17 protein-coding genes are annotated in these 24832 nt (G+C 53.1%); 7 read left to right on the top strand and 10 right to left on the bottom strand.

What is annotated here, in order from left to right:
* Positions 1-75: 75 nt before the first annotated feature.
* A complete protein-coding gene (locus CJA_RS02360) occupies positions 76-1350 on the bottom strand; it encodes an inorganic phosphate transporter (RefSeq protein WP_012486161.1) in 1275 nt (424 codons plus the stop codon).
* A 25-nt stretch (positions 1351-1375) separates the two neighbouring features.
* Positions 1376-2053 carry a TIGR00153 family protein gene (locus tag CJA_RS02365; RefSeq protein ID WP_012486162.1) on the bottom strand — a complete coding sequence of 226 codons (678 nt, stop codon included), beginning with the start codon at positions 2051-2053 and terminating at the stop codon, positions 1376-1378.
* Between the two features lie 192 nt (positions 2054-2245).
* Between CJA_RS02365 and tfpB the strand changes: the two genes are divergently transcribed.
* The 3 genes from tfpB (at position 2246) to tatA (ending at position 5064) form a co-directional block, all read left to right on the top strand.
* Positions 2246-4021, top strand: a complete 1776-nt coding sequence (gene tfpB, locus CJA_RS02370; RefSeq protein WP_041550947.1) for a type IV pilus assembly ATPase TfpB — start codon at positions 2246-2248, stop codon at positions 4019-4021.
* Between the two features lie 87 nt (positions 4022-4108).
* A complete protein-coding gene (locus CJA_RS02375; RefSeq protein WP_012486164.1) occupies positions 4109-4792 on the top strand; it encodes a glutathione S-transferase family protein in 684 nt (227 codons plus the stop codon).
* 68 nt (positions 4793-4860) lie between these two features.
* On the top strand, positions 4861-5064 hold the full coding sequence (tatA, locus tag CJA_RS02380; RefSeq protein ID WP_083766815.1) for a twin-arginine translocase TatA/TatE family subunit: 204 nt from the start codon (positions 4861-4863) through the stop codon (positions 5062-5064).
* 218 nt (positions 5065-5282) lie between these two features.
* Here tatA and CJA_RS02385 read toward each other — a convergent pair whose 3' ends face one another.
* The 5 genes from CJA_RS02385 to CJA_RS02405 all read right to left on the bottom strand — a co-directional run bounded on the left by CJA_RS02385 (position 5283) and on the right by CJA_RS02405 (position 9456).
* Positions 5283-5840, bottom strand: a complete 558-nt coding sequence (locus CJA_RS02385; RefSeq protein WP_012486166.1) for a PEP-CTERM sorting domain-containing protein — start codon at positions 5838-5840, stop codon at positions 5283-5285.
* Positions 5841-5866: 26 nt separating this feature from the next.
* Complete coding sequence (locus CJA_RS02390; RefSeq protein ID WP_012486167.1) at positions 5867-7264, bottom strand: alkaline phosphatase PhoX; 1398 nt, start codon at positions 7262-7264, stop codon at positions 5867-5869.
* Between the two features lie 124 nt (positions 7265-7388).
* Positions 7389-8204: a twin-arginine translocase subunit TatC gene (gene tatC, locus CJA_RS02395; protein WP_012486168.1), complete on the bottom strand. Its 816-nt coding sequence runs from the start codon at positions 8202-8204 to the stop codon at positions 7389-7391.
* Positions 8205-8208: 4 nt separating this feature from the next.
* Positions 8209-8604: a twin-arginine translocase TatA/TatE family subunit gene (locus CJA_RS18525; RefSeq protein WP_012486169.1), complete on the bottom strand. Its 396-nt coding sequence runs from the start codon at positions 8602-8604 to the stop codon at positions 8209-8211.
* Positions 8605-8673: 69 nt separating this feature from the next.
* Positions 8674-9456, bottom strand: coding sequence for a sulfite exporter TauE/SafE family protein (locus CJA_RS02405; RefSeq protein WP_041550950.1), 783 nt, complete (start codon positions 9454-9456; stop codon positions 8674-8676).
* Positions 9457-9769: 313 nt separating this feature from the next.
* Here CJA_RS02405 and CJA_RS02410 point away from each other — a divergent pair, with 313 nt between their 5' ends.
* From CJA_RS02410 to CJA_RS02425, 4 genes are all read left to right on the top strand, one after another.
* Positions 9770-10783, top strand: a complete 1014-nt coding sequence (locus CJA_RS02410; protein ID WP_012486171.1) for a glycoside hydrolase family 53 protein — start codon at positions 9770-9772, stop codon at positions 10781-10783.
* 96 nt (positions 10784-10879) lie between these two features.
* Entirely contained in the window at positions 10880-12058 is a 1179-nt protein-coding gene (locus tag CJA_RS02415) for a glycoside hydrolase family 53 protein (protein WP_148208786.1), read from the top strand.
* A 234-nt stretch (positions 12059-12292) separates the two neighbouring features.
* Positions 12293-19597: a SpvB/TcaC N-terminal domain-containing protein gene (locus CJA_RS02420; protein WP_012486174.1), complete on the top strand. Its 7305-nt coding sequence runs from the start codon at positions 12293-12295 to the stop codon at positions 19595-19597.
* The gene (locus CJA_RS02425; protein WP_041550952.1) at positions 19598-19978 is read left to right on the top strand and encodes a hypothetical protein; all 381 of its coding nucleotides are present in this window, start codon (positions 19598-19600) and stop codon (positions 19976-19978) included.
* A 146-nt stretch (positions 19979-20124) separates the two neighbouring features.
* On the opposite strand, the gene CJA_RS02430 is transcribed toward CJA_RS02425, so the two are convergent.
* The 3 genes from CJA_RS02430 to CJA_RS02440 form a co-directional block, all read right to left on the bottom strand.
* Positions 20125-21021: a substrate-binding periplasmic protein gene (locus CJA_RS02430; RefSeq protein ID WP_012486175.1), complete on the bottom strand. Its 897-nt coding sequence runs from the start codon at positions 21019-21021 to the stop codon at positions 20125-20127.
* A gap of 225 nt (positions 21022-21246) precedes the next feature.
* The gene (locus CJA_RS02435) at positions 21247-23601 is read right to left on the bottom strand and encodes a glycoside hydrolase family 2 TIM barrel-domain containing protein (protein ID WP_012486176.1); all 2355 of its coding nucleotides are present in this window, start codon (positions 23599-23601) and stop codon (positions 21247-21249) included.
* A gap of 54 nt (positions 23602-23655) precedes the next feature.
* Positions 23656-24786, bottom strand: coding sequence for a glycoside hydrolase family 53 protein (locus CJA_RS02440; RefSeq protein WP_012486177.1), 1131 nt, complete (start codon positions 24784-24786; stop codon positions 23656-23658).
* Positions 24787-24832: the final 46 nt, after the last annotated feature.

Here is a 24832-nt window from a genome sequence, read left to right on the forward strand (position 1 = left end):
AAGCAAGTTCTGGCAAATAAAAAGCCCGGCGAGGAAAACCGGGCCGGGCTTTGGGGGCAATCAAAGGCTAGCGCCTTAGCTGAATAGCCCTTTAAAGAAGTAAAAGAAGAGAATGGATAGGCCGGCACCGGCGGGTAGGGTGATTACCCAGGAGGCGAAAATGCCGCCGATAACCCCCAGGTTCAGGGCGCCAATACCGCGCGCCAGGCCGACGCCCAATACCGCGCCTACCAAGGTATGGGTGGTAGAAATGGGCAGGCCAATACCCGAGGCGATAACCACCGTGGCGGCGGCGGCCATTTCTGCGGCAAAACCGCGGCTGGGGGTCAGTTCGGTAATTTTCTTGCCGATGGTCACCATGACTTTGTAGCCGTAGGTGGCCAGGCCAATAACAATGCCGGTGGCACCCAGCAGCAATACCCAGGACGGCACCAGGGCTTTGGTCTCAACTGCTCCGGCCTGAACCACGGCGATTACCGCTGCTACCGGGCCTACGGCATTGGCCACATCGTTGGAGCCGTGGGCAAATGCCATGGAGCAGGCGGTAAAAATCATGAGGACGCCAAATACACGCTCCACGCTGGAAAACCGATTGCTTTTGTCCGCATGCGTATCCTGGTTGATACGGCTGAGCAGGTAGATACCTATACCGGCAACCGCAATGCCAATGAGTGCGGCAATCACCACTGCCTGGATGAAACCGAACTCAATATGATGCTCCTTGAGCACATACTTGAGCCCTTTGAGCAGGGTAACCATGGACAGGAAAAAGCCCACTGCAAACATGTAAAAGGGAATGTAGCGCTTGGCGTTGCCGAAAGGATCTTCGGTGTCCAGGATAAGGTGCTGCACCGAGCGGAAAATCCAGAAGGAGATAAAGCCGGCAATCACCGGGGTAATTATCCAGCTGCCCACAATGCCCCATACCTGGCCCCACTGTACCGCATCTACTGAAATACCCACGGCGGCGAAGCCAATAATGGCCCCGACAATCGAGTGGGTAGTGGATACCGGCCAGCCGAGGATACTGGCGATTAGCAGCCAACTGCCCGCCGCCAGCAGTGAGGAGAGCATCCCGTAGACAAACAGGTCGGGGTGGCTGGACATGATATCCAGCTCAACAATACCGCTGCGGATAGTTTCTGTTACTTCACCACCGGCGAGATAAGCACCGGCAAACTCGAACACCATGGCGATAATAATCGCCTGCTTCATGGTGAGCGCACGCGAGCCCACCGAGGTTCCCATTGCATTGGACACATCGTTGGCGCCAATGCCCCAGGCCATAAACAAGCCAAAAACGCACGCCAGAACAAACAGCACCTGGCCGTATTCAGCAAATAAAGTCATTATGGAATCCCCAAATTAAGATCGATTAGTGCGCCAGCAGCAGCTGCAAACGCCCGCCTACATCGTGGGCGCGGTTGGCGATATCGCCGACCCAGTCAATGATGTTGTACAGAAACATCACATCCACAGGGGGTAACTGGGCCTCCAGGGCAAAGAGGGAGGTACGGACGCCAATTTCCAAGTGGTCGGCCTTCTCTTCGAGTTTGTCCAATTCCTTGATCATGTTTTCAACGACAGTCAGCTCGCGCCCGCTAAAGCCGGTTTCGAGCAGCTCATCGAGTTCGTTGATCGCTGTCAACGCCTGTTCCGCCGCGGCTACGCTGGCGCGAACAAACTCATTCATCTGGTCTTGCATGCTTGCCGGGATAGTCATTTTGCGGCCCATGATAATGCCGGCAATGTCTTTGGCCCGGTTGGGGATGCGGTCCTGCATGGTCAGGAGTTCAAGTAGGTCGGTGCGGGGTACAGGGAGGAAAAGGCTTTTGGGGAGATGGAGGCGGAGTTGCTTTTTGATGTCATCAGCTTCGTGTTCATATTTGACAACCTGCTGCTGGATTTCCCCGGCAAGTACCCAATTACCATCGGTCACCGCCTCGAAAAACCCTACCAACTGGCCGGCAGCTTTGATCGCAACAGCCATATGCTCCTGCATAGGCTTAATCGGCGAACGGCCGAAGAGGTTGGATAAGTTAGCAAACGGCATGTGATATACCCCTTTGGTGAAAAGTGTGCGCAGTATAAAAACTTAGTTAGCAAAGGTCACTTGCTCTGTGAACTTTTTATGACAGCATGACGCGCGGTAGAGTGGGCTGTATGGGATAGGCCATGCAGATTCCTGGTGCAGGAGCCGCTACAATCCCGCTATGACCCCATGAATAACGATGGAATACCCCTAATGATGGTTCAGCCGATTTTGGATCGCTTCCTGGATTTACGTGGCATTGTGGATGACCTGGTCGCCGCCGGGCATATGAGCCGGGTGGATGCCAACGTGCTCCTGGGCGCCTCGCGCACCCGCGAGCAAGCGATTATGCATCCCCTTAGCTACATTGCTACCCAGGCAATCGAGGATCAACAGCGCCCCGGTAAAACCCTGGATGCGGAAACCCTGACGGCCTGGCTGGCAGAGATGGCCCGTATGCCGCAGTTTCATATCGATCCCATGAAAATCGACGTGGCCAAGTGTACCGAGGTTGTCAGTTACGCCTTTGCCAAGCGCCACGGCATCCTCTGTGTGCAGGTAAACCAGGATCATGTGGTGATCGCCTGCCTCCAACCCTTTATGGGGGGCTGGGAGCCGCAGGTTGAGCATGTGGCGCGCCGCCAGATTAAAAAGGTGGTCGCCAATCCGGCGGATATCGAGCGCTATATGGTGGAATTTTACACCCTGGCGCGCTCTATCTCCGGTGCCAGCGGGGCAGCGGCGGCCTCGGCGATTACCAACTTTGAGCAATTGGTGGAGCTGGGCAAGGCCAGTGATCCGGATGCCAACGACCAGCATATCGTTAAGATTGTGGACTGGCTGCTGCAATACGCCTATGACCAGCGCGCCAGCGATATCCATATAGAGCCGCGCCGTGAATTCGGGCGTATCCGCTTTCGTATCGATGGCGTTTTGCATTACGTCTATGAACTGCCCGCCAATGTGGCGACCGCTGTCACCAGTCGCCTGAAGGTATTGGCGCGCCTGGATATCGCCGAGAAGCGCAAGCCCCAGGATGGCCGGATCAAAACCCGGCGCAATGATGGCAGCGAGGTGGAGCTGCGCATGTCCACCCTGCCCACCGCCTTTGGCGAAAAGCTGGTGATGCGGATTTTTGACCCGGAAGTGCTGTTGCGCAGCTTTGCCGACCTGGGTTTGGTCGGCGATGACTACCAGCGCTGGCACGGTATGCTCACCCGACCCAACGGCATACTGCTGGTTACCGGGCCAACCGGTTCCGGTAAAACGACGACCCTCTATTCTTCCCTTCGCCAACTGGCGACCTCCGAGGTCAATGTCAGCACCATCGAAGACCCGATTGAAATGGTGGAAGAAAGCTTCAACCAGACCCAGGTACACCACAAAATCGGCCTGGACTTTGCCGCGGGTATCCGCAGCCTGATGCGCCAGGACCCGGACATTATCATGGTGGGCGAGATCCGCGACCTGGAAACCGCACAGATGGCTGTGCAGGCTGCGCTCACCGGCCACCTGGTACTCTCGACCGTCCACACCAATGATGCGCCTTCGACTATCGCGCGCCTGCTGGATCTGGGCGTACCCTCCTATTTAATCAATGCCACCTTATTGGGGGTGATGGCGCAGCGGTTGGTGCGTACCCTGTGTCCACACTGTAAAGAGGAGGGCACAATCCATGCGCAGGATTGGCAGGAGCTGGTCTCTCCCTGGAAGGTCAATGTCCCCGCCAAGGTCTATCACCCGGTGGGATGCCTTGAATGTCGCAACACGGGATACCTTGGGCGCCAGGGCATCTATGAAATCCTGGTGCTGTCCGACAACCTCAAGGAGCGTGTAACCCCCAGCTGTAATTTGCAGGATATGCGGCGCCAGGCGATGAAAGAGGGGATGCGTACCCTGCGCTTGTCGGGCGCACAAAAAATTGCCGCCGGGTTAACCACTATGGAAGAGGTTATGCGTGTAGCGCCACCGCCGGAAAAGGCGAATTAATCATTGTCTGCATGTCCTCCGGCAGTGGCTGGGGGAGCGAACCGATTGTGCAGTGATGTATCCACTTGAACCTATCAGGGAGTTGTTATGTACCGTTTGCATATCGCCAACAAAAACTATTCGTCATGGTCATTGCGTCCCTGGGTATTGATGCGCGCCCTGGATATTCCCTTTGACGAAATCCTGCACCCTTTTCCCGAGCAGGGAGCCTGGGACCAGTATCGCCAGTTTGCGCCCAACGGCAAGGTGCCCTGCCTGCAGGATGGCGACCTGACCATCTGGGATTCATTAGCGATTGTGGAGTACCTGGCAGAACAGCATGCCGGTGTTTGGCCTGGGGATACAGCAGCGCGCGCCTGGGCGCGCAGTGCCGTGGCGGAAATGCACTCCGGGTTTCAGGCCCTGCGTTCCACCTGTGGTATGAACTGTGGCTTGCGCATTGAATTGCCTGGTTTGTCGCTCGCCGTGCAAAAAGATCTGGCGCGTATCGATGAACTGTGGAGCCAGGGTGTGTCCCGTTTTGGCGGGCCATTTCTGGCGGGAAGCCAATTCACGGCGGTAGACGCCTTCTTCGCGCCTGTGGCATTCCGCGTGCAAACCTATGGGTTACCGCTATCAGCGATTGCACAGGCCTACAGCGAAACCCTTGTGCAATTAGCGGCCATGCAACAGTGGTATCAGGCTGCCTTGTTAGAACCCTGGCGTGAATCGGCCCATGAACAGGAGGCGTTGGACGCTGGCAGGTTGCTGGCCGACTATCGCAGCGCCTAGCCGTCATCATTCGGTCACCAACACCTGCCATGCTTGGGCTGGAATGAATCTGTAGCGAGGTCGTGATCATGGCACTGAGTTTTTGGCAGGTATTGTTGGTGGTTGTCTTGTTTTTGCTGCTGTTTGGACGCGGCAAGATTCCGCAATTAATGGGCGACCTGGCGGAGGGGATTCGCAGTTTCCGCAAGGGTGTGAGCGATGTGTCTGACACACCGAACACGGCAAATGCGGAGCAAAAAACCGAGCGGGTTGACGAGCAGAAACAGGCATAAACCTGTTTTGATCCGGCGTTGAAAAGACACGCCTTAAAAAGTCTGTTCACAAAAGAGGTCGCTATTTTTTAGCGGCCTCTTTTATTGTCGAAAATTGCTCCCGGCCATTTTTTGTGGCTGCCATCCATGGCAGCCACCCCTGCGGGGCCGCCGCTTCCGGCGTCAAAAATTGCTCCCAGCCATTTTTTAAATCGGCAACGTCCTTGTCACAGGTCGGATTAACCTCTGGCGCGGTAGCGCAGTACACCGAGCCCCAGCAATCCACTGGCCAACAGCAGCAAACCGGCGGGTTCAGGCACCTGGCTGACAGCGAGGTTGTAGTGATAGCCATCGTAACCGCCGAAGTCGCGGCCGCCGACGATCAGGGTATAGAAACCGGTTTGTCCAATGGCAAAATCACTCAGCGATTGGCCATAACTCCACAGGCTGGCGCCGGCGAGGTAGACCGCACTGCCAATATCGCCGCTGTTATCAAACAGGCCAAACAGCAAATCGCTGGCGCTCACCTCTCCGAAGTAAAGGCTGAACCCCAGCGACAATTCGTTACTGGTTAAATCCAGCGCGAGTGTTTCCCCCTCGGTAGCGTTAAAACCCCAGAGGTTTACCTGCTCGCCCCAACTGTTTAAACCGAAGGGCGCATCGCTCCAGCCGAAGTTGATATCCACCGCGCCGGTGTAATTGCCTGAGCCCTGGATTTCACCGTAGTAATGGACGGGAAGGGCCTTGGCACCGGCGGCGAGCACCAGTAAAAAACATGCAGCTAATAACGGTTTCATAGTGAATTTCCTTGTGAATAAAAAAATTAAAGAATGCCTTCGTTCCAGGGGCCGGTGATGGCGAAGGTGACGCCGGGGCTCTGGATATTGACGAACAGCCAGCGGTCGTAGAAGCAGGCTCCGCAGGTTTCTGCCCCTATGTAATTGCCGGCGTTGATGCGACCGGCCGTGCCGGGGAAACGGCTGTGGATAATGGCCACATCGGCGGCGTTCAGGTTCATATTGTTGCGACCAAACTCAAACACGTCGCCGGCCTGGTTCAGGCCCATCAAACGCGAAATACCACCGCGGTCTTCGCACAGCAGCAGTCCGCCGCGCGGAGACACGGTCATATTGTCCGGTGCAACCGGGTGGCTGGTGTTGTTGCGGCTTTCAAAGGTCAGCGTCAGGGTTTCGCGGCGCGGGTCGTAGTGGAATACCTGGCCGCCACCGATGCCGCCGCCACTGGTGGAGACAAAATAAATCAGGCCGGTGTCGTACCAGGCACCTTCGAGGCGGGCAAAACGCGCGGCACCCTTGTTATAGCCCTGGGTGTAGTTGCGCGGATTGATCGATTCCGGCTGGTCGATGATGACCCACTCCACGTCCCAGGTGGTACCGTTGGGATAGCTGGCGAGCAGGTTGGCCTGCGGCAGGTTTGTTACCGCGAGCATTTCCAGCACACCGCCTTCGAGCAATTTGCCGTAGACATTGGGGCGATAGCGGTAGAAGCCCGAGGAGGTGCCGGCGTCTTCGGTGATATACACATAACCGGTCACCGGGTCTGTCGCCGTGGCTTCGTGCGCGCGGCGTCCCATGGCCTTGATCGGCGTGGGGCTGGCTTTGCCGAAACCGGGCACTTCAAAAATCCAGCCGTGGGTAATGCCGCTGTAGGTATCGGTTGTTTCTTCGCAGGTCAGCCAACTGCCCCAGGGCGTAATACCGCCGGCGCAATTGGTGGAAGTGCCACTGATGCTCATGTAGGAAGCCAGCCACTGGCCATTGAACGCATCGAACAATAAATTGCTGCAACCGCCGCCGCCGCGGGTGTCGTAAATAGCGGGCGATTTGACCGCCGTACCCGCACCGCGCACTTCGTGGTTGCGCACCAGGGCGATGGTATTTCCCTGGGCGGCGACGACACCCATGCCGTCGTGTACGCCGGGCGTGGCAACACCGTCTTTCATAATCATGCCGGTCCAACCGTAGGACCAGTATTTAAAACCGGCGGGCAATTGCAGCAGCGGCAGGCCGGTGCTTTCATCGGCCACCGGCATCACCGGGCCGTAATCACTGGTAAAGGCGGCATTGGCACTGTTGGCCATGGCGGCGAGAGAAATGGCGGCGGCACCGGCAGCGCCGCCTTTCATAAATTCGCGGCGGTTGACAACAGGTTCGACAGGAAAAAGAGTGTCGGGGACGGGTACTTCCGGACTATTATTCATAGCGTAATCTCCACGGTTGAGGGATTGTTCATTTGGCGATGAGCACAATGTCTCGACCGGGGAGGTTACGACCCGAATATGAAAGTAAGGCGTCAATCAAGTGACAATTGACGCCTTTGTTTTTTTAACTGGTTTGTGTTGCCGGTTTATTGGCGGATGGTTTTTTGTCAGCAGGTTTTGTGCGTGTTTTTTCCTGCCAGCGAATCAGCCAGATGCTCACTTCGTAGAGCAATAAAATCGGTGTGCCCAGGGCGATTTGTGAAATCAAGTCCGGCGGGGTGATCAGGGCGGCCAGCGCGTAAATGCCCACAATGGCATAGCGCCGGCCTTTTACCAGGCTGTCGGCCGTCAGGGCGCCGGTATGGGCGAGCAACAGCAGTATCACCGGCAATTCAAAACTTAATCCGAATGCCAGGATTAATTGAATCACCAGTCCCAGGTATTCACTTACCCGCGCTTCCAGCTGCACTGGCATGTTGCCATCGAGGCCGGTGGTTTCAAAGCTGATAAAAAAGCTCCATGCCAGCGGGAACACAAGGTAATAGGCAAGTGCCGCACCGGCGACGAATAACACCGGCGTCATGGCAAAGAGCAGGCTCAGGCCGCGCTTTTCGTGCCGGTAAAGTCCGGGGGCGATAAACTTCCATAGCTGGATCAGTATCAGCGGCAGGGTAATAAACAGCGCGGCAAAAAAAGCTAATTTTAAATAGGTGATAAAGGCTTCGTGCAGGCCGGTGTAGATCATGCGCCGCCCTGGTTCCTCACCCAGAATATCCACCAGGGGCTGCATCAAAAACTGGTAAATCTGTTCCGCGACCAGATAGCAGGCGATAAATGCCAGGACAAAGGCCATCAGGCAAAGCAGCAGGCGTTTGCGCAATTCAACCAGGTGTGAAAGCAGGGGGGCGCGGCTTAAATCCACGGAGCTGTGATCGTTCATGGCGTCAGGTGTTGGCAGGGGAATTAGCGGTGGGTGATGCCGTCGTTGGCGACGGCGCGCTGTGCTGGCGCTGCACGTCTTCCATGGCTTGCTGGTACATTGCCTGCACTTGCTGGTTGTGGGTGGCATCGCGGCTGGGTTCGGCTTGCTCCATCACCTGGCGCACATGCTCGGGCAGCAAATCGTAATAGGAGGGCTGCTGGCGCTGGTCTGGCTGGGAGGCGAGATTGATCTCGTTCTCCAGGGTGCGAATGCCCATCAGGGAGTCGCGGTAGATGCGCTGCAACTTGCCCCAGAGTTGTCCGAGGATGCGCGCCAGGCGCGGCAAATCCTGCGGGCCTATGACCACCAGCGCCAATACGGCGAGAAACAATAATTCCGACCAACTCAGATCAAACATGGCTCGCTCCAGACTCGGTTTTTCAGTCCGAGCATGCCATGGGCGGATTAAGGAATCGTGACAGCGGTGCTAGAACACCAGCTTGCAGCCCACCAGCATCAGCATGATTGCCAGTGCCGGGCGCAGGTAGTGGTCAGCAACGCGGTTGGCGAGATGGCTGCCCATGTAAATGCCGGGCAGTGATCCCATGAGCAGGTTGGCGAGCAGGCTCCAGTCGACATTGCCCAGTCCGGCGTGGCCCATGCCCGCGACCAGGGTCAGGGGGACGGCGTGGGCGATTTCTGTTCCCACCAAACGCACGGTTGGCAGTAACGGGTAGAGCATAAACAGGGCAACGGTTCCCAAGGCTCCGGCACCAATAGAGGTAATGGTCACCACCACACCCAGGATTACACCGGTAAGCACCGTTGCGATGAACTGTTGGCGGCGGGTCATACGGGTAATCCAGGATTCATTCTTGCGGCTGTAATCAAATATTTTGCGTTTGAACAGGATCGCGATGGCGGTCAGGATGAGTGCATAGCCCAGGGTGAGCTTGATGATTTTGTTCAAGGTATCGGTATCGATGCTGATACTGTGCAGAACCAGAAGTGTCAGGGCCGCCGCCGGCAAACTGCCAAGCGCCAGCTCTCCAGTGATACGCCAATCAATATTCTTCTTTTTATGGTGGACATGGATACCACCGGCTTTGGTAATGGCGGCATAGAGCAAATCCGTTCCCACCGCATTGGCCGGGCTTACCCCGAAGTACAGCAGTATCGGGGTCATCAACGAACCGCCCCCCACACCGGTCATACCGACAATAAAGCCAACCACCAGGCCGGCAACGATGTATCCGATGTGAAAATCCATAAAGCAAGACTCTGGGCTGAAAACAGGCAAGTGTTGATTTTTCAACAGGGCGCGCAGGCTAACAGTCGGGGGCAGTATCCTCAAATTCCATTTAGTTATTTTCTTATTGCTAAAAAGAATATTTGGTGACGGCTATAGCAATCATCCCCCTTGCAAAAACAAATGGAGTTGTCTTTTTTCAATATTTATATTATAAATATTATCGTTTGTTTGCCTTTGGTGTTTAACAGGTCAATACAAGCGTTATGCCTTGCTAGTTCCGGGCCCGTCTATAAGGCCCAATTTCCTGATAACAATAAAACAGGTATACATCATGAAACTATCTAACCTTCAGCGTTTGCTGGCGGGTGCCGGTTTGCTCCTGGCGCCGCTGTTCGCCCAACACTCACTTGCCGCCCCGGTAAAAGGTGCCGATGTCAGCTGGACTTCGCAGATCGAAGACAATGGCTACAAGTACTACAACCGCAGCGGTGTCCAAAAAGACGTTTTTGCCATCATGAAAGAGCAGGGGATGACCGCTGTGCGCCTGCGCGTGTGGGTCAATCCGGCCGATGGCTGGTACAACGGCACCCAGGATGTGGTCGCCAAAGCCAGGCGCGTCAAAGCAGCTGGCCTTAAATTGATGGTGGATTTCCACTACAGCGATACCTGGGCCGACCCCGGCAAACAAACCAAACCGGCCGCCTGGCGCAATTACACCTTCCAGCAATTGATGGATGCGGTGTGGAACTCCACCCGCTACACCCTGCAAGCGATTAAAGATGCCGGTGTGACCGTGGATTGGGTGCAGGTCGGCAATGAAACCAACAACGGTATGTTGTGGGATGATGGCAAGGCCTCGGTCAATATGCGCAATTACGCCTGGTTGACCAACACCGGCTACAACGCGGTAAAAAGTATCTACTCCGGTGCCAAAGTGATTGTGCACCTGGCCAACTGCCACGATAACGCCAACTTCCGCTGGATTTTTGATGGCCTGCGCAACAACGGTGCCCAGTTCGATATCATCGGCGCTTCCAACTATCCCACCAACGCCGGCGGTTACACCTGGCAAAACGCCAATACCGCGTGCTTGAACAACCTCAATGACATGGTCAGCCGCTACGGCGTCCCGGTGATGATTACCGAAATCGGTGTGCCCTGGGATCACTCACAGGCCTACACCATCGTCAAAGACATGGTTACCAAGGTGGGCCAGGTCAGCGGTGGCAAGGGGGCGGGAATCTTCTACTGGGAACCCCAGGCGCGTCCGGGTTGGCAGGGTTATACCCTGGGGGCTATGGATAACAACGGCAAAGCCACTGCTGTGTGGGATGCGTTTAAGTAATTCCGCTCCTGTTTTTTCCTGTACAAAAACCGCATGGATAGCCTCTGTGCGGTTTTTTGTTGTTTGGCGAAGTTGTTTAACGATGTAGGTACTCCTATGAACGCAGTCTATGGCGCAACCCTGGTATGTGTAACAGCCTTGTTATTGGCGGCTTGTGGTGGTTCGGAAAGTTCTGCTGGAGGCGGTGTAGCATCGTCCAGCCCATCATCCCCGGCGAGCAGCCTGGCATCGTCTTCAGCGAGTTCTGTGTCCAGCTCTCACGCAAGCACCAGTTCCAGCGAAGGGCCGGTGTTGAGCAGTAACTTCGTCCTGGGCGCGGATATCAGTTGGGTGTCTGAAATGGAGGCCAGCGGGCGCCGGTTTTACAACCGCGCAGGCGAAGAGATCGAGGCTTTTGCGCTGATGCAGGCACTGGGTGTTAATGCCATTCGCTTGCGCGTGTGGGTCAATCCGGCAGACGGTTGGTACAACAGTCCCCAGGATGTGGTGGCCAAGGCCAGGCGCGCCAAGGAGCAGGGGCAGCGCATCATGATCGATTTCCACTACAGCGATAATTGGGCCGATCCGGGCAAGCAAACCAAGCCTGCCGCCTGGGCTGACTATACCCTGGAGGAATTGCAGGACGCTTTGGTGGAACATACCCACAGCACCTTGCAGGCGTTAAAAGACGAAGGCGTCACCCCGGAATGGGTGCAGGTCGGCAATGAAACCAATGATGGTTTTTTGTGGGACAGTGCGCGCCCCTCGGTGGAGCCGCGCGCAACCAATATGAAAAATTACGCCGACTTAACCAGTGCCGGTTACGATGCCGTGAAGGCTGTTTTTCCCGATGCCCTGGTGATTGTGCATTTGGCCAATTGTCACGATAACGCCAATTTCCGCTGGATTTTTGATGGCCTGACCAGTAACAACGCCAGGTTCGATGTCATCGGTGCATCCTCCTACCCGCTCGCCAACTCCCCCATGACCTGGCAAACCTCCACTGCCAATTGCCTGGTAAACCTCAACGATATGGTGACGCGCTATGGCGTCCCCGTCATGCTCACCGAAATCGGCTTGCCCTGGGATCATGTGAATGCCAAAACGGTAGTGGCCGATCTGATTAACAAAACCGCTGCCGTAAAAGACGGTATGGGCCTGGGGGTGTTTTATTGGGAACCTTTATCCTATTACGGTTGGAAGGGGTATACCCTGGGCGCCTTTGACGATAGTGGTAAACCGGCAGCGGCTATGGAGGCTATTACAGAGGCGGCGGCGCGCATTGCGCGTGAGTAATATCAAAACAGGTTTATGTTGATGCGCAGGGAATGGCATTTTTTATTCTTGGCTTTGGCGCTGGATTTTTCATTTTTTTCTGATAGCATCCCCGGTTCTTCTCACTGACGCGATACCATAAGAATAATCGCGCACATTTATCCGGCACTTATTCTGTCAATAACCTCGGATATCACGCAGGGGCATTCTGCCTCAGCGGTGGATTGTTATTGATAAAAAAAGGGAGCCTGCCGGATGCAGTCTTTTTCAGTATTTCGCTCACTCAGTGTTTTTCTTTTCCTTCTTTTTGCTAACCAGGCCTGGGCCTTAACCCTCGAAGAAAATACCTCGGGTTTCTGCAGTTACGATGGTGCGGTGCAAAGCACCCACGCCGGTGCCGCCAATAACCAGTATGTCAATCTCAGCAACGAGGCGGGTAAAGGTATTACCTGGGCCGTGCAAGTCGCACAGGCTGGCAATTACACCGTTCAATTTCGCTATGCCAATGCGGGAACCCAATCAGCAATCCAGGCCGCAATCCGGGTAAATGGTGTTGTGGTATCCCATGGTTTCCCGTTTCCAAAGACGACGGCCTGGAACAGCTGGACCAATTCCGGTTTGCTGACACTCGCGCTGAAAGCCGGCAATAACACAATTCGCCTGGAAACCACTGTGGCGACAGAATTTGCCAATATCGATTCACTGACTGTGCATGGCACAGGATTAAGTGCGGGTACGTGTTCCGGAGCCGGTACGCCGCAAGCACCGAATAATGGAGTGATACTCCAGCCGCAAGCGCCTGTGTTGGCGTCCACCCCGAGCCCCAGCGCCGGGATTGATATGGCCAGGCCTGCACCGGGCGAATTTGATGTCACCAGCAGCGGCCAGGCGAGTTACACCCTTCCCATTCTTACCGCACCGGGTACCGCCGGGTTGGTGCCCAAGGTCAGTGTGGGTTACAGCAGTGGGGCGGGCAATGGCCCCATGGGACTCGGGTGGTCGTTAAGTGCAGGTGGTGCCATCAGTCGCTGTCGCCAAACAGATAGCCAGGATAAAAACGCCTTGCCTGTTACCTGGTCGGCACAAGACCGGTTTTGCCTGAATGGGGAGCGTTTGCTGGTGGTGTCGGGTAATTACGGGGCGCCCGGCAGTATTTATAAAACGGAAATTGATAATTACGCCCGCATCACCGCTGTGGGGGGGACGAGCGGGCATCCGAGTTATTTTACGGTTGAATACAAAGACGGGTTAATTGAAACCTTTGGTAATACCGCGCACTCGGCCAATTCTCAGGATCAGCTGAGTTCAACCAATACCAATACGGTGCTCAATTGGCATTTGAGCCGTCAAACGGACAGCGCGGGCAATAAAATTGAATACCAATACACCCGCGATGCCGATGGACTGCGCCTGGCATCGATTGGCTATGCCTATGGCGCGACCCAAACCCCCGGTGCATTAATCTATATCGACTATGACGACAGGAGTGATCCCGTCAGTGGTTATGTGGCGGGTCACTATTACAACATGGGCAAACGGGTCAGTGTGATTCGCTCCGTCAACCTGTCAGAAGGACAATACAAGGAAATTCGCCGCTATAAATTTACCTATAACCAGAATACTGCCTACACCACTAACGATAAGTTAAGCCGTATCAATAAAGTTGAAGAATGTGTTGAGAGCGTTTGTCCTTCGTTTGTCGAGTTTGATTGGCAGAATTTCGAGCAGCAAATTGATACACAAGGAGCCTCCAGCAACTTTGTGGGTGGGGTAAGTGATTATCGGCTGGGGGATATTAATGGCGATGGGTTACTGGATGTGGTGTGGTATGAGGAAGCTAAGACCGTGCCTAATACCCTTCATGATGTGCTTCAAAAACGTTCATACAGATATGCTCTAGGAGAAATAAACACGGAAGGTAGATATATATTTAATATGGGAAATTCGTATAAAAGCCCATCTGCCTATGATGATAGGAATCTCCATATTGTTGACAGTAATAATGATGGTATAGGCAATATTATTGCTGGTGGTTTAAGAGATGTTGCGGACATTTACCTTGATGTTAATGGCGATGGTTTGGTTGATAAAATTAAATGGATAAATGGTGCCAGACCTTGGGAGTTTTATTACTACCCTTTACAGACGATTAGTTATGCGTCTCCAAATCCAAATGCTGATACTACTTCGTCGGAGTTTTATCGGTATGTTGGAGGAGGGATGCGTCAGCAGTTTGATACAACAAATCATGTGCCTTCTATTAATGATGCATCACGGTGGGAGGATTTTTCATATTTTCAGCCCGCATCTGGAGGGCAACCAGCCGTTGATAACCTGCATTTGGCACCTATAAGATTTATTTGGCCATTTATGGGTGATTTTAATGGCAGTGGTAGGATGGATCTAGTTGCTGAAACCTATTCCCAAGCTTTCGGTTGTGTGGATGATGGTAATGAGGAAGGGTGTCCCAGCATATTTTCTCGACCTTCAGTATATACAATGCAAAAACCAACCTCTACAGAGCCACAATGGGCCAATGGCATAGAATTAAAATATTTTAATGCCAGTATCGCCTATATGGCGAATAGGGCATTTGCGGTCGATTTAAATGGTGATGGGTTGACGGATATGCTGGTTGGTGGAGGAACTAACTGGTATTTCAGGCTGAGTAATGGTTTGGAACTTGGGCCTGAGCAATATATTAATGTCCCTGGTGGACCATTTAATACCACAGACCAGGTCGCTACCGATGTGGCAGTTGCCGACTATAACGGCGATGGCTACCCGGATTTTATCTGGCACAGTCCCAATGCCCCCTTTAACAGCACAGGCGCGAGTTCCGGCCAGGGTTCGATAAAAGTTAAATACTGGGACCCGGCCATCAATAATTTTGAAGCGGGCGAGCGTTTTATTAAATCGGAACCTTATCAGGTATTAACCAATTACGGTGATGCCCGCTACGGTTGGAATTTTTCATTCAGCCGATTTAAAACAACCGCTATCAACATGATGGATCTGGATGGCGATGGCAGGTCGGAGCTGGTCGTCACACCCACCCGGCAAACCGGGGCTATTACCGTGTATAAAAGTACCGGCAGCCAGAGCCCCATCAACAAAGTGATCGGGATTCGCGATAGCCTTGGAAAAAACATCACTGTTAATTACGAGGCCATCAATCGTACGGGCCACTATATCGGTGGCCATAAGGTGTATAACGCGAATGATGCAGAAATGTGTACCACCCTTGCTAATAGCTCAGGGTATTACACCCGGTCTATGTGCTGGTCTGTTGATGCTGCTGCCACACAAAATGATTTTTACCGGAATATCAATGATCCCTGGCGCAACCTGTCTTCCGATGAGCAATCCTTAAAACCCGACTCGCCTGTGTCCTCATCGGTAGGTGCCACCTTCGTGGTAACCAACACGGCACAGAGTGCGCCACTCTCCAATAATCCCTCTGCACTGAAGCAAACGGCGTATTTCTATGAGCACGCCAGGACCCAGGCTGCAGGGCGTGGTTTTTTAGGATTTGAAGCGTTTACCGTAGTAGACCGCGAAACCGGTATCCGGGTGCGCAATAGCTTCCGGCAGGACTGGCCTTATGTCGGGCGTTTGCATAAATCACAAATCTTTACCGAATATGGCAATAAGCTGAGTGAGTCAGTGAATCAATGGGCGCTGGTTGCGTGTTATTACTATGGTGTTGCCAATAACACCTGTGTCGATAACTACAGGCAAACCATGAAAGACCAGGGCTCTGCGGCCTTAGGTTCTCTGGGTGTCTTTTTGCGCAAAGAAGATACTAAGGAATATGCCTTGCTTGATGAAGGCTATGCACAAGGCACCTTGCTGAAAAACTCGGTAACAACCAATACCTACGAAGGCAATGGCAATGTGCTTGAGTCTACGACGCAAATCAGTAGCAGTTTACCCCTGGAGTCGATCACCAAAACAACGACGAATACCTATGTGTACATGAGCGAAACATGGAGTATGTGGAAGGGGCGGTTGCAACAAATAAAAACCGTCACCAGCAACAATCGCTACGGTGCCATTACCCGCACCTCGTCCTTTGATTACTACACCTCGGGTTCAGCGATAGGTTTATTAAAAACAGAGACGGTTGAGCCGGATAATTCGGATTACAACGTAACGACAACCCACAGCTACCATATGGGTAATCGTGTTGCCTCCAGTACAACGGCAGACGGGCAAACGCGTAAAACCGAAATTGAATATGACACCCTGGGGCGTTATATCGATAAAACCTATGAGTTCTTTACCAACGGTTCAGACCCCAATACACCGGTCAAATATTTAGCCACACAAGTGATCACCCGCGATAAATACGGCACGCCGACCTTATCGCGCCGCTATTACAGCACCACGGCCTTTGTTTCCCATAAGACGGCAACTACTACTTTCGGTACACCCTATTTTAATGCCGCCTCAACCGGTGAATTTACCGAGGTCCGTATGGGGGTTGGTACGGGCAGCGAAGGCGTGTGCCCCAGCGATACTAAAATCTGGTCGACGGCCCAGATGGCCGGTGGTGGCAAATCCATTCAATGTGTGGATTTGCTGGGGCGTGTCCGTCGCGCCGGTGACCTTGGCTTTACAGGAACCAACTGGAGCCTGGTTGATACCGAGTATGACAAACAGGGGCGTGTTGTTCGTTCCAGTGCGCCCTATGCCAGTGGTACCGCCGACCGCTACTGGACATCTTATTCCTATGATGTATTGGGGCGTGTCACCGAAACCCTGGTGCCCTACAACAACACCCATGTTGCTACCACAACAGAGTATGACAACCTGAATGTGGTCATCACCAATCCCAAAGGCCAGGTAAGGACAGAAAAGCGCGACCTGGTCGGGCAGGTGATTGAAGTGGTCGATCCGAATAATGGCGTGACCCGTTTTGCCTATGACGCGCGCGGCAATATGCGCGAGATGAAAGACCCTGCGCTCAACACCACGACCATTGGCTATGACCTGCGCGACAGAAAAACCAGCATGAGCGATCCCGACAAGGGCAACTGGACCTATCGCTACAACCGTTTTAACGAACTGGTATGCCAGCGCGATGGTAAAAACCAGGTCATTACCATGGGGTATGACATTCGCGGTCGTATGGTTAACCGCATTGAGCGGCCCAATGGTGCCAGCTGCGATACCACCAGTATTTCTTTTGGAACCTATTGGGTGTACGACACTGCTAGTAATGGCTTGGGGCAGCTAGAAAGTGTTCATACCACTCCACAAGGAGTTCCGGAATTTCGCCAGCGTTTTAAATATGACAGCCGTGGCCGCCTGAGTACCAAGGAGACCAGCTTTGCCGGGCACCTGGGCGCGTTAACAACGCACCATGAAAAAATCACCTACGACCAATTCAATCGTGTCTACCAACAGTTTGATGCGGCGCGCGAAGTCAACACCTTTGAAACCAACGGTGTGCAGCATCTCTACAATGCCCAGGGCTACCTGCACAAGGTAGTCGATGCCACCAGCTACAGCGGTTCGCAGCAGGCCTATTACACCATCCAGGACCAGGATGCGCGCGGCAACGTTATCAGTGCCCTCTATGGCAATGGTGTGACACAGGCAGCTGTCTATGAGGCGGCAACCGGTTTAACCAAAAAGCTCCAGGCAACCCGCGCCCATCCGGTATCGCTGTTGCAGGATATCCAATTGGAATGGGATGAGGTTGGCAACCTGAGTTCGCGCCATGAGCGCGGTACTGCCGGGGAATCTGTTGCGCGCAATATTTATGAATCCTTCGGGTACGACAGCCTCAATCGTTTGAATAGCTGGGCCTCCTCGGGTGACCTGACCGCCTCCCAATCCGTAACCTATGATGCGATAGACAATATTCGCAGCAAGGGCGGCCAGTCGTTTTTGTACGGCAGTGAATGTGGTGCGTCCCTGAATGCCGGGCCCCATGCCGTGTGTAATGCCCACGATTACCACTATCGCTATGACAATAACGGCAACCTGGTTAACGATGGCCGGGGCAGGAATTTGCAATACACCCGTGATGACCTGCCGTCGTATATCAGCGTTGAATCGCACAACACCCGCTTCTTCTATGATCCGCTGCGTGCGCGCTACAAGCGCGTAGACACCGCAGCGGGTAACCAGGTAACCACCACCCTGTATGTGGGCGCGGTAGAAAAGGTCTATTACCCGGATGGCAGCACGGAGTGGAAGCGAAACATTGCCGGTGTTGGGCAAATCACCCATACCCTGAACAGCCAGGGAGTGATGGCCGGTGAAGCGCAGCGCTATTTCATCAAGGATCATCTGGGCAGTATCAGTTTGATCACTGACGAGATCGGCAGCGTCGAGCAAGCGCACTACTTTGATCCCTGGGGCATGCCGCAAAAGGTAGTGACGGCGGGTAGTATCAAGCAGTGGCAGGAAGACCTTGCCCGATACCGCCTGTCCAGCAAGCCGATAACAACCCGGGGTTTTACCGGCCACGAGCATCTGGCGGAAATGGATCTGATCCACATGAATGGCCGCCTCTACGATGCCAGGTTAGGGCGTTTTGTACAGGCCGACCCGATCATCCAGGACCCGCTCAGGGTTCAAAGCCTGAATCGCTATAGTTATGTGTGGAATAATCCGTTGAATGCGACGGACCCGAGTGGGTTTAAGTGCGAGACGGTTAACGATAAGCAGATATGTACCAATGATAAACCAACGGAAGAAGTTCAAGTTGATGGTGTTAAACCGCCACCACAAAAGAATAGCGGGCTTGCCTATACCATCACTGATCCTACGGCTATTCAGCAGTGGTTGAGCCAGCAGGGAAAGAGCATGGCGGACTTTGAGTCGAGGATGTCAGAGCTGGGGATTTCAAAGGCGTCGGGGAGTAATCGTGCAAGGGCTGGCTCCGGTGTTTTGTGGGCAGATAAAGATGGCGATATTGTTGGATTAGGGGATAAAAATAACACTGCTGTTTTTGCATTGGGCGAGGTTAGTGCGGCGGCTGAGGAAGCGATTGGTTTAAGTCCCTGGGTAGATTCGGCCAGTCCTTTTGCGGGTAGGAGTGTTTGTGGCAGTGATAGGGCATGTGTAGCGGCTGCAGATGAATTCCAAACGCAGGGAAATATCATTGCGTTATCGTCTGCCATACCAATCGAGGGGCTTGCTTTTTCTGCACTTAAAATTGCTACTCTCTTAAAGAGGGCAGACTATGCGAAGGATGCTTTGGTTGTTGCAAAGGGGCTAGGGAACTTTGCCGATGAAGCTAAACTCTTGAGCCACTTTGAAAAACATGGCGCTGAATTTGGTGTGAAATCAGCAGATGAATATTTATCCATTGCCAGAGGTGTGATGCAGAACGGCACTAAAGTTCAATATGTTTACAAAGGTGAAACTAGAACTGGCTTTGTTCAACTCATGGGTAATACGAACAAAGGGCAATCCAAATTTGCTTTTGTGGGAACGAATAGCCAAGGACAGATTACAACTTTGCACGCTAAGAGCGGAAAGGATTTTTGGAAAACCTTAAATGGTAATGCTCAAAACAAAACAATTTATCAGGTTCAATAGATGAATAAATACTCGGCATTAGTACAAGCCATAGGGAATAACGTCGAAGAGGAGGTGACTTTGAGTTTGAATGACCTTGAAGTAACTTGCTTTGCGGGCGTTTGTCCCTATGAGATTCACGAAGGTAAAAAATATCCGGTCTCGTTTGAGCTAATGATATTTGATGATTACGAAATTAAGGAGTCGGAAGGTGAGCCTGTGGGCATGGAAAGAATTGGAAGTAGTTTTTCATACTGGATTCAAGGGCGGCTTGAACGAGGAGTCATCGATTGTGGTATTCAATTTGAAGATGAAGTCTTGTTTTCCGATTACGGGTATTTGGACGGAAAATTTATTCGATTGAAAGTTGACCGAATTGATGTGGAGTTTTTGGAAGATTAATAATCTTCCGCGGGTTAAGTGTGTGATTCATTGAGGGGCTCTCAATTTCTGATCCAACCGCGAGTAGTTTTAGAGGAAATTTTAAAAATATAAGAGTTACAGAACCCGGAACCTGCACCTAGGTTCCGGGGTTTTTATTAACATTGTTATTGTTCCGCTTTCTCCGCAGTCTCACTTATTTGAGCTGGTTTCCCCAATGTTTTCACATCCACCCATAATTCCGGGCGATCCAGAGGGGCCTGGGATAGGGTGGGATTGTCCAGGTAGAAGATGCGGCGGTTTTGCAGGCCTGCTTTTTGGATGACGTCTTGTACCGACGGGTGGTTGATAAAGAGCTTGTCAAAGCTGCCGTCTTTAAGCGCCAGTTCCAGCCCGCGGGTTAGGTCGTTAACCAGTTCGGTATTGCCTTTGCGTACAAATAAATAAAACGGCATGCGGTAAACCAGCATCAGGTTTTTTTCGATGGTCAGCGGCAGGTGTTGGTTTTTTTCGATTTCGACAAAGGGCTCATGGGCGCCGCGTGGAAAGGCGTCGAAGCGCGAGCCGTCGAGCATGTAGAACATGTTGGGGTATTTATTGGCAGTGACTACGGTTAAACCGTTGGCTTTCAGGATGCCGGTATCCGCCCAGGTGGTGCCGGAGCCCAATTTGATTTGCTTCAGGTCTTCCAGGGTTTTGATGTGGTCGAAGCGCGCCTGGTCGCCCTGGCGGATGATAAAAATCCGGTGGCCGAGCAGGCCTTTAAATAAGGGAATGCGGATCGGATCGAATTTGGCTTCGGTGTCATTGTTGGTGGAGGCCCAAAAAACATCGTATGTACCGTTGGCAACATCCTCCATGATGCGCGACTTGGTTACGCCGTCATCCACGGTTTTGATATGGTATTTGTTGCCAATGTGCTGATTGGCAAGCTCAATCATTTGCATGGCATAGGGGCTGTTAACGTCGCTGGAGGTGTTGATGTTGAGTGTTTGTTCTGCCTGTGTGGATGTGCTGCCAATGGCACACAACACAAGGCCAAGCCTGAGCAGTAGTGTTTTCATGTTGTATGTTTGTCTTATTTATAGTGGTCTTCTTATCATCGCGGAATAACCTGAAATCAGCCTGGGGTTATTGCGGATGTTCGCTGTGATAGTTGCCGCACGCGGCTGTCTTTTAGACTAGCTGATTTCGCAAATTTGTCATGCCGGTGTGGCTGGAGCCCGGGTTTGTACCGGGCTGCCAGCCCTGGGCCTGCATAGGATGTATGCAGGCCTGCCTGGAGGACCTTATCGAATATCCAGCGGTTGGCCGGTGAGTTCCCCGCTGCTGGCGCTGACACTCAGGGCATCCAGGTTAGCGCCGATTTGTACCAGCGCACTGGCAATACCATACTGGGTGTTAATTTGTGCAGGGCTAATTAACTGCCCGTCACCTGCGATCTTGAAATCTACCGCTATACCGTTACTGCGCACCGGGTTACCGGCGGCATCCACCAGTTGTGCATGGACAAAGACCGCGTCCTTGACCCCGGTTTGCGGTGCAACACCACTGGTATCCAGCCAGAGTTTGATGCTGCTGGCGTCGCCCGGTGTTGCCACCTTGTGTTCAGCAACCTGTTTACCGCCAAGATAGGCGCGTGCGGTCAGCTCACCGGCTTCGAATTTTTCCAGGGCAAAGGTAAACGGCGGGTGTTTCAGGTTATTGGTATTGGAGTTTTGATCCGGTGCCTGTTTACCGAGGCTTGTACCGTTGAGCAATAGTTCCACCTGTTCTGCATTACTGAACACGCGCACATCCAGCGCCGATGTTGCAGTCCATTCGCTGGCGATAAAGACCATCGGGCCACTGCTGTAACTGGCGGATTGCTCGGCAGGATCGCGCTGGCTTTGGTAGAAGTAATAGCTGTATTTGGGCAGGCGCTCGATACTCATGATGCCCGAGGCTTCCAGGTCGGGCGCGTAGCCGCGGTTGTAATCAAACATCACCCAATAACCATCGGCAAATGCCGGTGTATTGAAGTTATCGTTGTGCGCTTCCTGGATATTGCTTGCCTGTTGCAGTAAGCGCTTTTCACCATCGCTTAACAATTGGCGACTGGATCGGTCTGCCTGTAACAGGTCGGCCCAGGCACTTTGGTTCAGGCCGGCGTTCATCGCATAGTATTCCCAATCGCCGTATTCGCTGACGACATAGGGTTTGGTCGGTGTGTGGTAATGCTCCAGGCGGTGTTGGCGCGCTTGCAGGTAGATGTCGTAACCGTATTCCTGCCAGCCTGCTGAGAGTGAGCCGGGGTATTCCTCCTTAACAATGCGGGTGAGTGAATCAATAAAGGGTTCACTCATCCAGGATTCGTTCAACGAACATTCCCAGGCCATGACCGAGGCGTGGTTGCGGTCGCGGCGAATCAGGTCGCGGCAGGTTTGCTGGATTTGAGCCTGGAAGGCTGGATCTTCAGAGACATATTGCCAGCCGAGGATCGCATCCAGCAGTACCAGCCCCAATTCATCGGCGGCGGCCATAAATGCGGGTGAGTGTGGGTAGTGGGAGAGGCGTACATAATCGAAACCGGCGGATTTAATGCGCACGGCATCGCGGTAATCCGCTGCATCGGAGGTGGCATAACCGATGTAGGGGTATTCCTGGTGACGATTCACCCCGCGCAGGAAGGTCTTCTCGCCATTGATGTAAAGTTGGTTGTCCACCCATTTAAATTCGCGGATACCGATGTGGGTTTTCTGTTCGTCCACCAGGGTTTTGCCTTGGTAGACCTGTGTCACCAGCTGATACAGGTTGGGCGCTTTGGGTGACCAGAGGCGAGGCTGTTGCAGGGAAATTTCCAGGCGATTTTCACTATCGCTTCCGGCATTCAGGTTAAAGGATTCGCTGCGCACTTCGGCAATGGTTTTATCGCCGTCGAGCAGTCGCTGTACCACCTGGAGTTGTTGGTCAGTTGTTCCCGTGTTGGCAATATGGGTTTGCACCTGGAGGCGCGCCTTGTCTTTGCCCACTTCCGGATAGGTGACAAAAATACCGCCACTGGCTTTTTTGCCGGCGGCAACGGCATCGGTAATATGCACCGGATTATTGATGTTCAAATACACATGGCGATAGATGCCGCCGTAGGTATTAAAGTCCAGGTCGTGCAGGGGTTTGGGGCCGGTGACCGGATTATCGCGGTTGTCCAGGCGCACCAGGATGTCATTGGGGGCATTCCAGTTGAGCTTGTTGCTCAGGTCGACGCTAAAGGGCAGGTAGCCACCCAGGTGCCGCGTCAGTTTTTCACCATTGACCCACACCTCGGCCACATTCATCGCGGCTTCGAATTTCAGGCTGATGTGCTTGCCTTTCCAGTTGGCTTCCGGTGTCAGTGTTTTTTTGTACCAGGCATCGCCCTGGAATTGATCATTGACGATCAAGGGTTCTATGCGCGGAGTGTGTGGCACATCGACTTTTTCCCACGCACTGTGTGCTTGCGCCGTCGCCAGGTCCAGCACCGCATCGCTGCGCATAAATTGCCAGTCTTTATCGAGGTTGAGATCGGCAAAATAGTGGTCGGTTTTATCGCCGGGAGCGCAGGCGCCGAGTAGTGCGCACAGCGCCAGCGCGGGCAAGGTTTTTAATGATTGGAGGTGTTTCATCATGGGCACTCTCTTCTATTTCTGCTGGTCAAAGTGATAAATCTTGTCGTGATACATTTATTCGGCTTGTGCGCTTGCCTGATAGTCTGCTTTAAAAAACAGGAACGCAGGCAGTGCATTATTTTTGCGCGTAGCGTCGAAGAAACTGGCGTTTTCCCAGTGTGATCCCTTACCCCAGAGGGTGCGGCAGCGGGTGCTGACCCAGGCGGGTTCCCAGTAAATCACTCCCATGCCACCAGCGCTTTTGACCAATTGTGTCAGGGTGAGCAAATAGGTTAATTGTCCGCGCGGGCTGGCGGGAAATTCGGGTTGTACCGCCTTTTCACCCAACACATTACCGGCCTGGTCGAAGTTGTGCAGTGTCCAGGGATAAGCCGTCTCCACAATCATGACCGGTTTGTGATAGGTATTTTGTAATTCGGCAATGGCATCGGGCAATTGTGGCAAGCTGTATTCAGACCACTGCGGATAGTAGGAAAGGCCGATTACATCATAGTCAATAACGCCATTTTCCTTGGCTTGTTTAAACCACCAGAGGGCATTTTCCGGCTGGGCGATATGCAGTACCACCTGGATGGGCTTGCCGGTTTTTTTACTGTAATCGCGCACAGCGTTGACACCACTGTTAAGCAGTGTGGCATTGCGCTGCCAATTGGGAATGCCATGTACCAGCGTGTCTTCCGCCTGCAGGATTTCAATATTGGTTTCGTTGCCGACTTGTACCAGGTTGGGTAACAGCTGTTGTTGGTCGAGGCTGGCCAGGGTGTCGGTGGTGTAGTCGTAGAGTGCTTTGGCCAGCTCTTTGGTGTCGGTAATATGGGCCCAGGCCTTGGGAATAAATTGTTTTTCGGGATCGGTCCAGGTGTCGGAATAATGGAAATCCAGCAGGGTTTTCATTCCGGCATTTTTTGCGCGCTTGAGCGTTTTGCTCACATCTTTCAGGTCTGAATATTTTGTCCAGGTAGCGTTATGCCAGAGGCGGACACGCACCAGGTCGGCGCCTTTATCGGCAAACAGTTGGAAGGGGTCTACTTTTTTACCCTGGTCGCGGTAGGTGGCTCCGCAGCTTTCCATTTCATTCACATAGGAAAGGTCGGCGCCCACATAGAATGGCGTATTATCAGCCACACCGGTATTGGCAATAGCAGCCAGCAGAATGGCGGTTGCCGCTAGAATCTTTTTTTTCATTTCACTTCTCTTTGGTGTGTTCTTGTTATAAGTCATTGCCGCAAAA

Origin of the sequence: Cellvibrio japonicus Ueda107 (genome assembly GCF_000019225.1) — a bacterium.
In the GTDB taxonomy this organism is placed as follows: domain Bacteria; phylum Pseudomonadota; class Gammaproteobacteria; order Pseudomonadales; family Cellvibrionaceae; genus Cellvibrio; species Cellvibrio japonicus.

Coding starts and splice junctions, on each gene's coding strand:
- CJA_RS02360 (WP_012486161.1), bottom strand. CDS start 1,350: ATGACTTTATTTGCTGAATACGGCCAGGTGCTGTTTGTTCTGGCGTGC.
- CJA_RS02365 (WP_012486162.1), bottom strand. CDS start 2,053: ATGCCGTTTGCTAACTTATCCAACCTCTTCGGCCGTTCGCCGATTAAG.
- tfpB (WP_041550947.1), top strand. CDS start 2,246: ATGATGGTTCAGCCGATTTTGGATCGCTTCCTGGATTTACGTGGCATT.
- CJA_RS02375 (WP_012486164.1), top strand. CDS start 4,109: ATGTACCGTTTGCATATCGCCAACAAAAACTATTCGTCATGGTCATTG.
- tatA (WP_083766815.1), top strand. CDS start 4,861: ATGGCACTGAGTTTTTGGCAGGTATTGTTGGTGGTTGTCTTGTTTTTG.
- CJA_RS02385 (WP_012486166.1), bottom strand. CDS start 5,840: ATGAAACCGTTATTAGCTGCATGTTTTTTACTGGTGCTCGCCGCCGGT.
- CJA_RS02390 (WP_012486167.1), bottom strand. CDS start 7,264: ATGAATAATAGTCCGGAAGTACCCGTCCCCGACACTCTTTTTCCTGTC.
- tatC (WP_012486168.1), bottom strand. CDS start 8,204: ATGAACGATCACAGCTCCGTGGATTTAAGCCGCGCCCCCCTGCTTTCA.
- CJA_RS18525 (WP_012486169.1), bottom strand. CDS start 8,604: ATGTTTGATCTGAGTTGGTCGGAATTATTGTTTCTCGCCGTATTGGCG.
- CJA_RS02405 (WP_041550950.1), bottom strand. CDS start 9,456: ATGGATTTTCACATCGGATACATCGTTGCCGGCCTGGTGGTTGGCTTT.
- CJA_RS02410 (WP_012486171.1), top strand. CDS start 9,770: ATGAAACTATCTAACCTTCAGCGTTTGCTGGCGGGTGCCGGTTTGCTC.
- CJA_RS02415 (WP_148208786.1), top strand. CDS start 10,880: ATGAACGCAGTCTATGGCGCAACCCTGGTATGTGTAACAGCCTTGTTA.
- CJA_RS02420 (WP_012486174.1), top strand. CDS start 12,293: ATGCAGTCTTTTTCAGTATTTCGCTCACTCAGTGTTTTTCTTTTCCTT.
- CJA_RS02425 (WP_041550952.1), top strand. CDS start 19,598: ATGAATAAATACTCGGCATTAGTACAAGCCATAGGGAATAACGTCGAA.
- CJA_RS02430 (WP_012486175.1), bottom strand. CDS start 21,021: ATGAAAACACTACTGCTCAGGCTTGGCCTTGTGTTGTGTGCCATTGGC.
- CJA_RS02435 (WP_012486176.1), bottom strand. CDS start 23,601: ATGATGAAACACCTCCAATCATTAAAAACCTTGCCCGCGCTGGCGCTG.
- CJA_RS02440 (WP_012486177.1), bottom strand. CDS start 24,786: ATGAAAAAAAAGATTCTAGCGGCAACCGCCATTCTGCTGGCTGCTATT.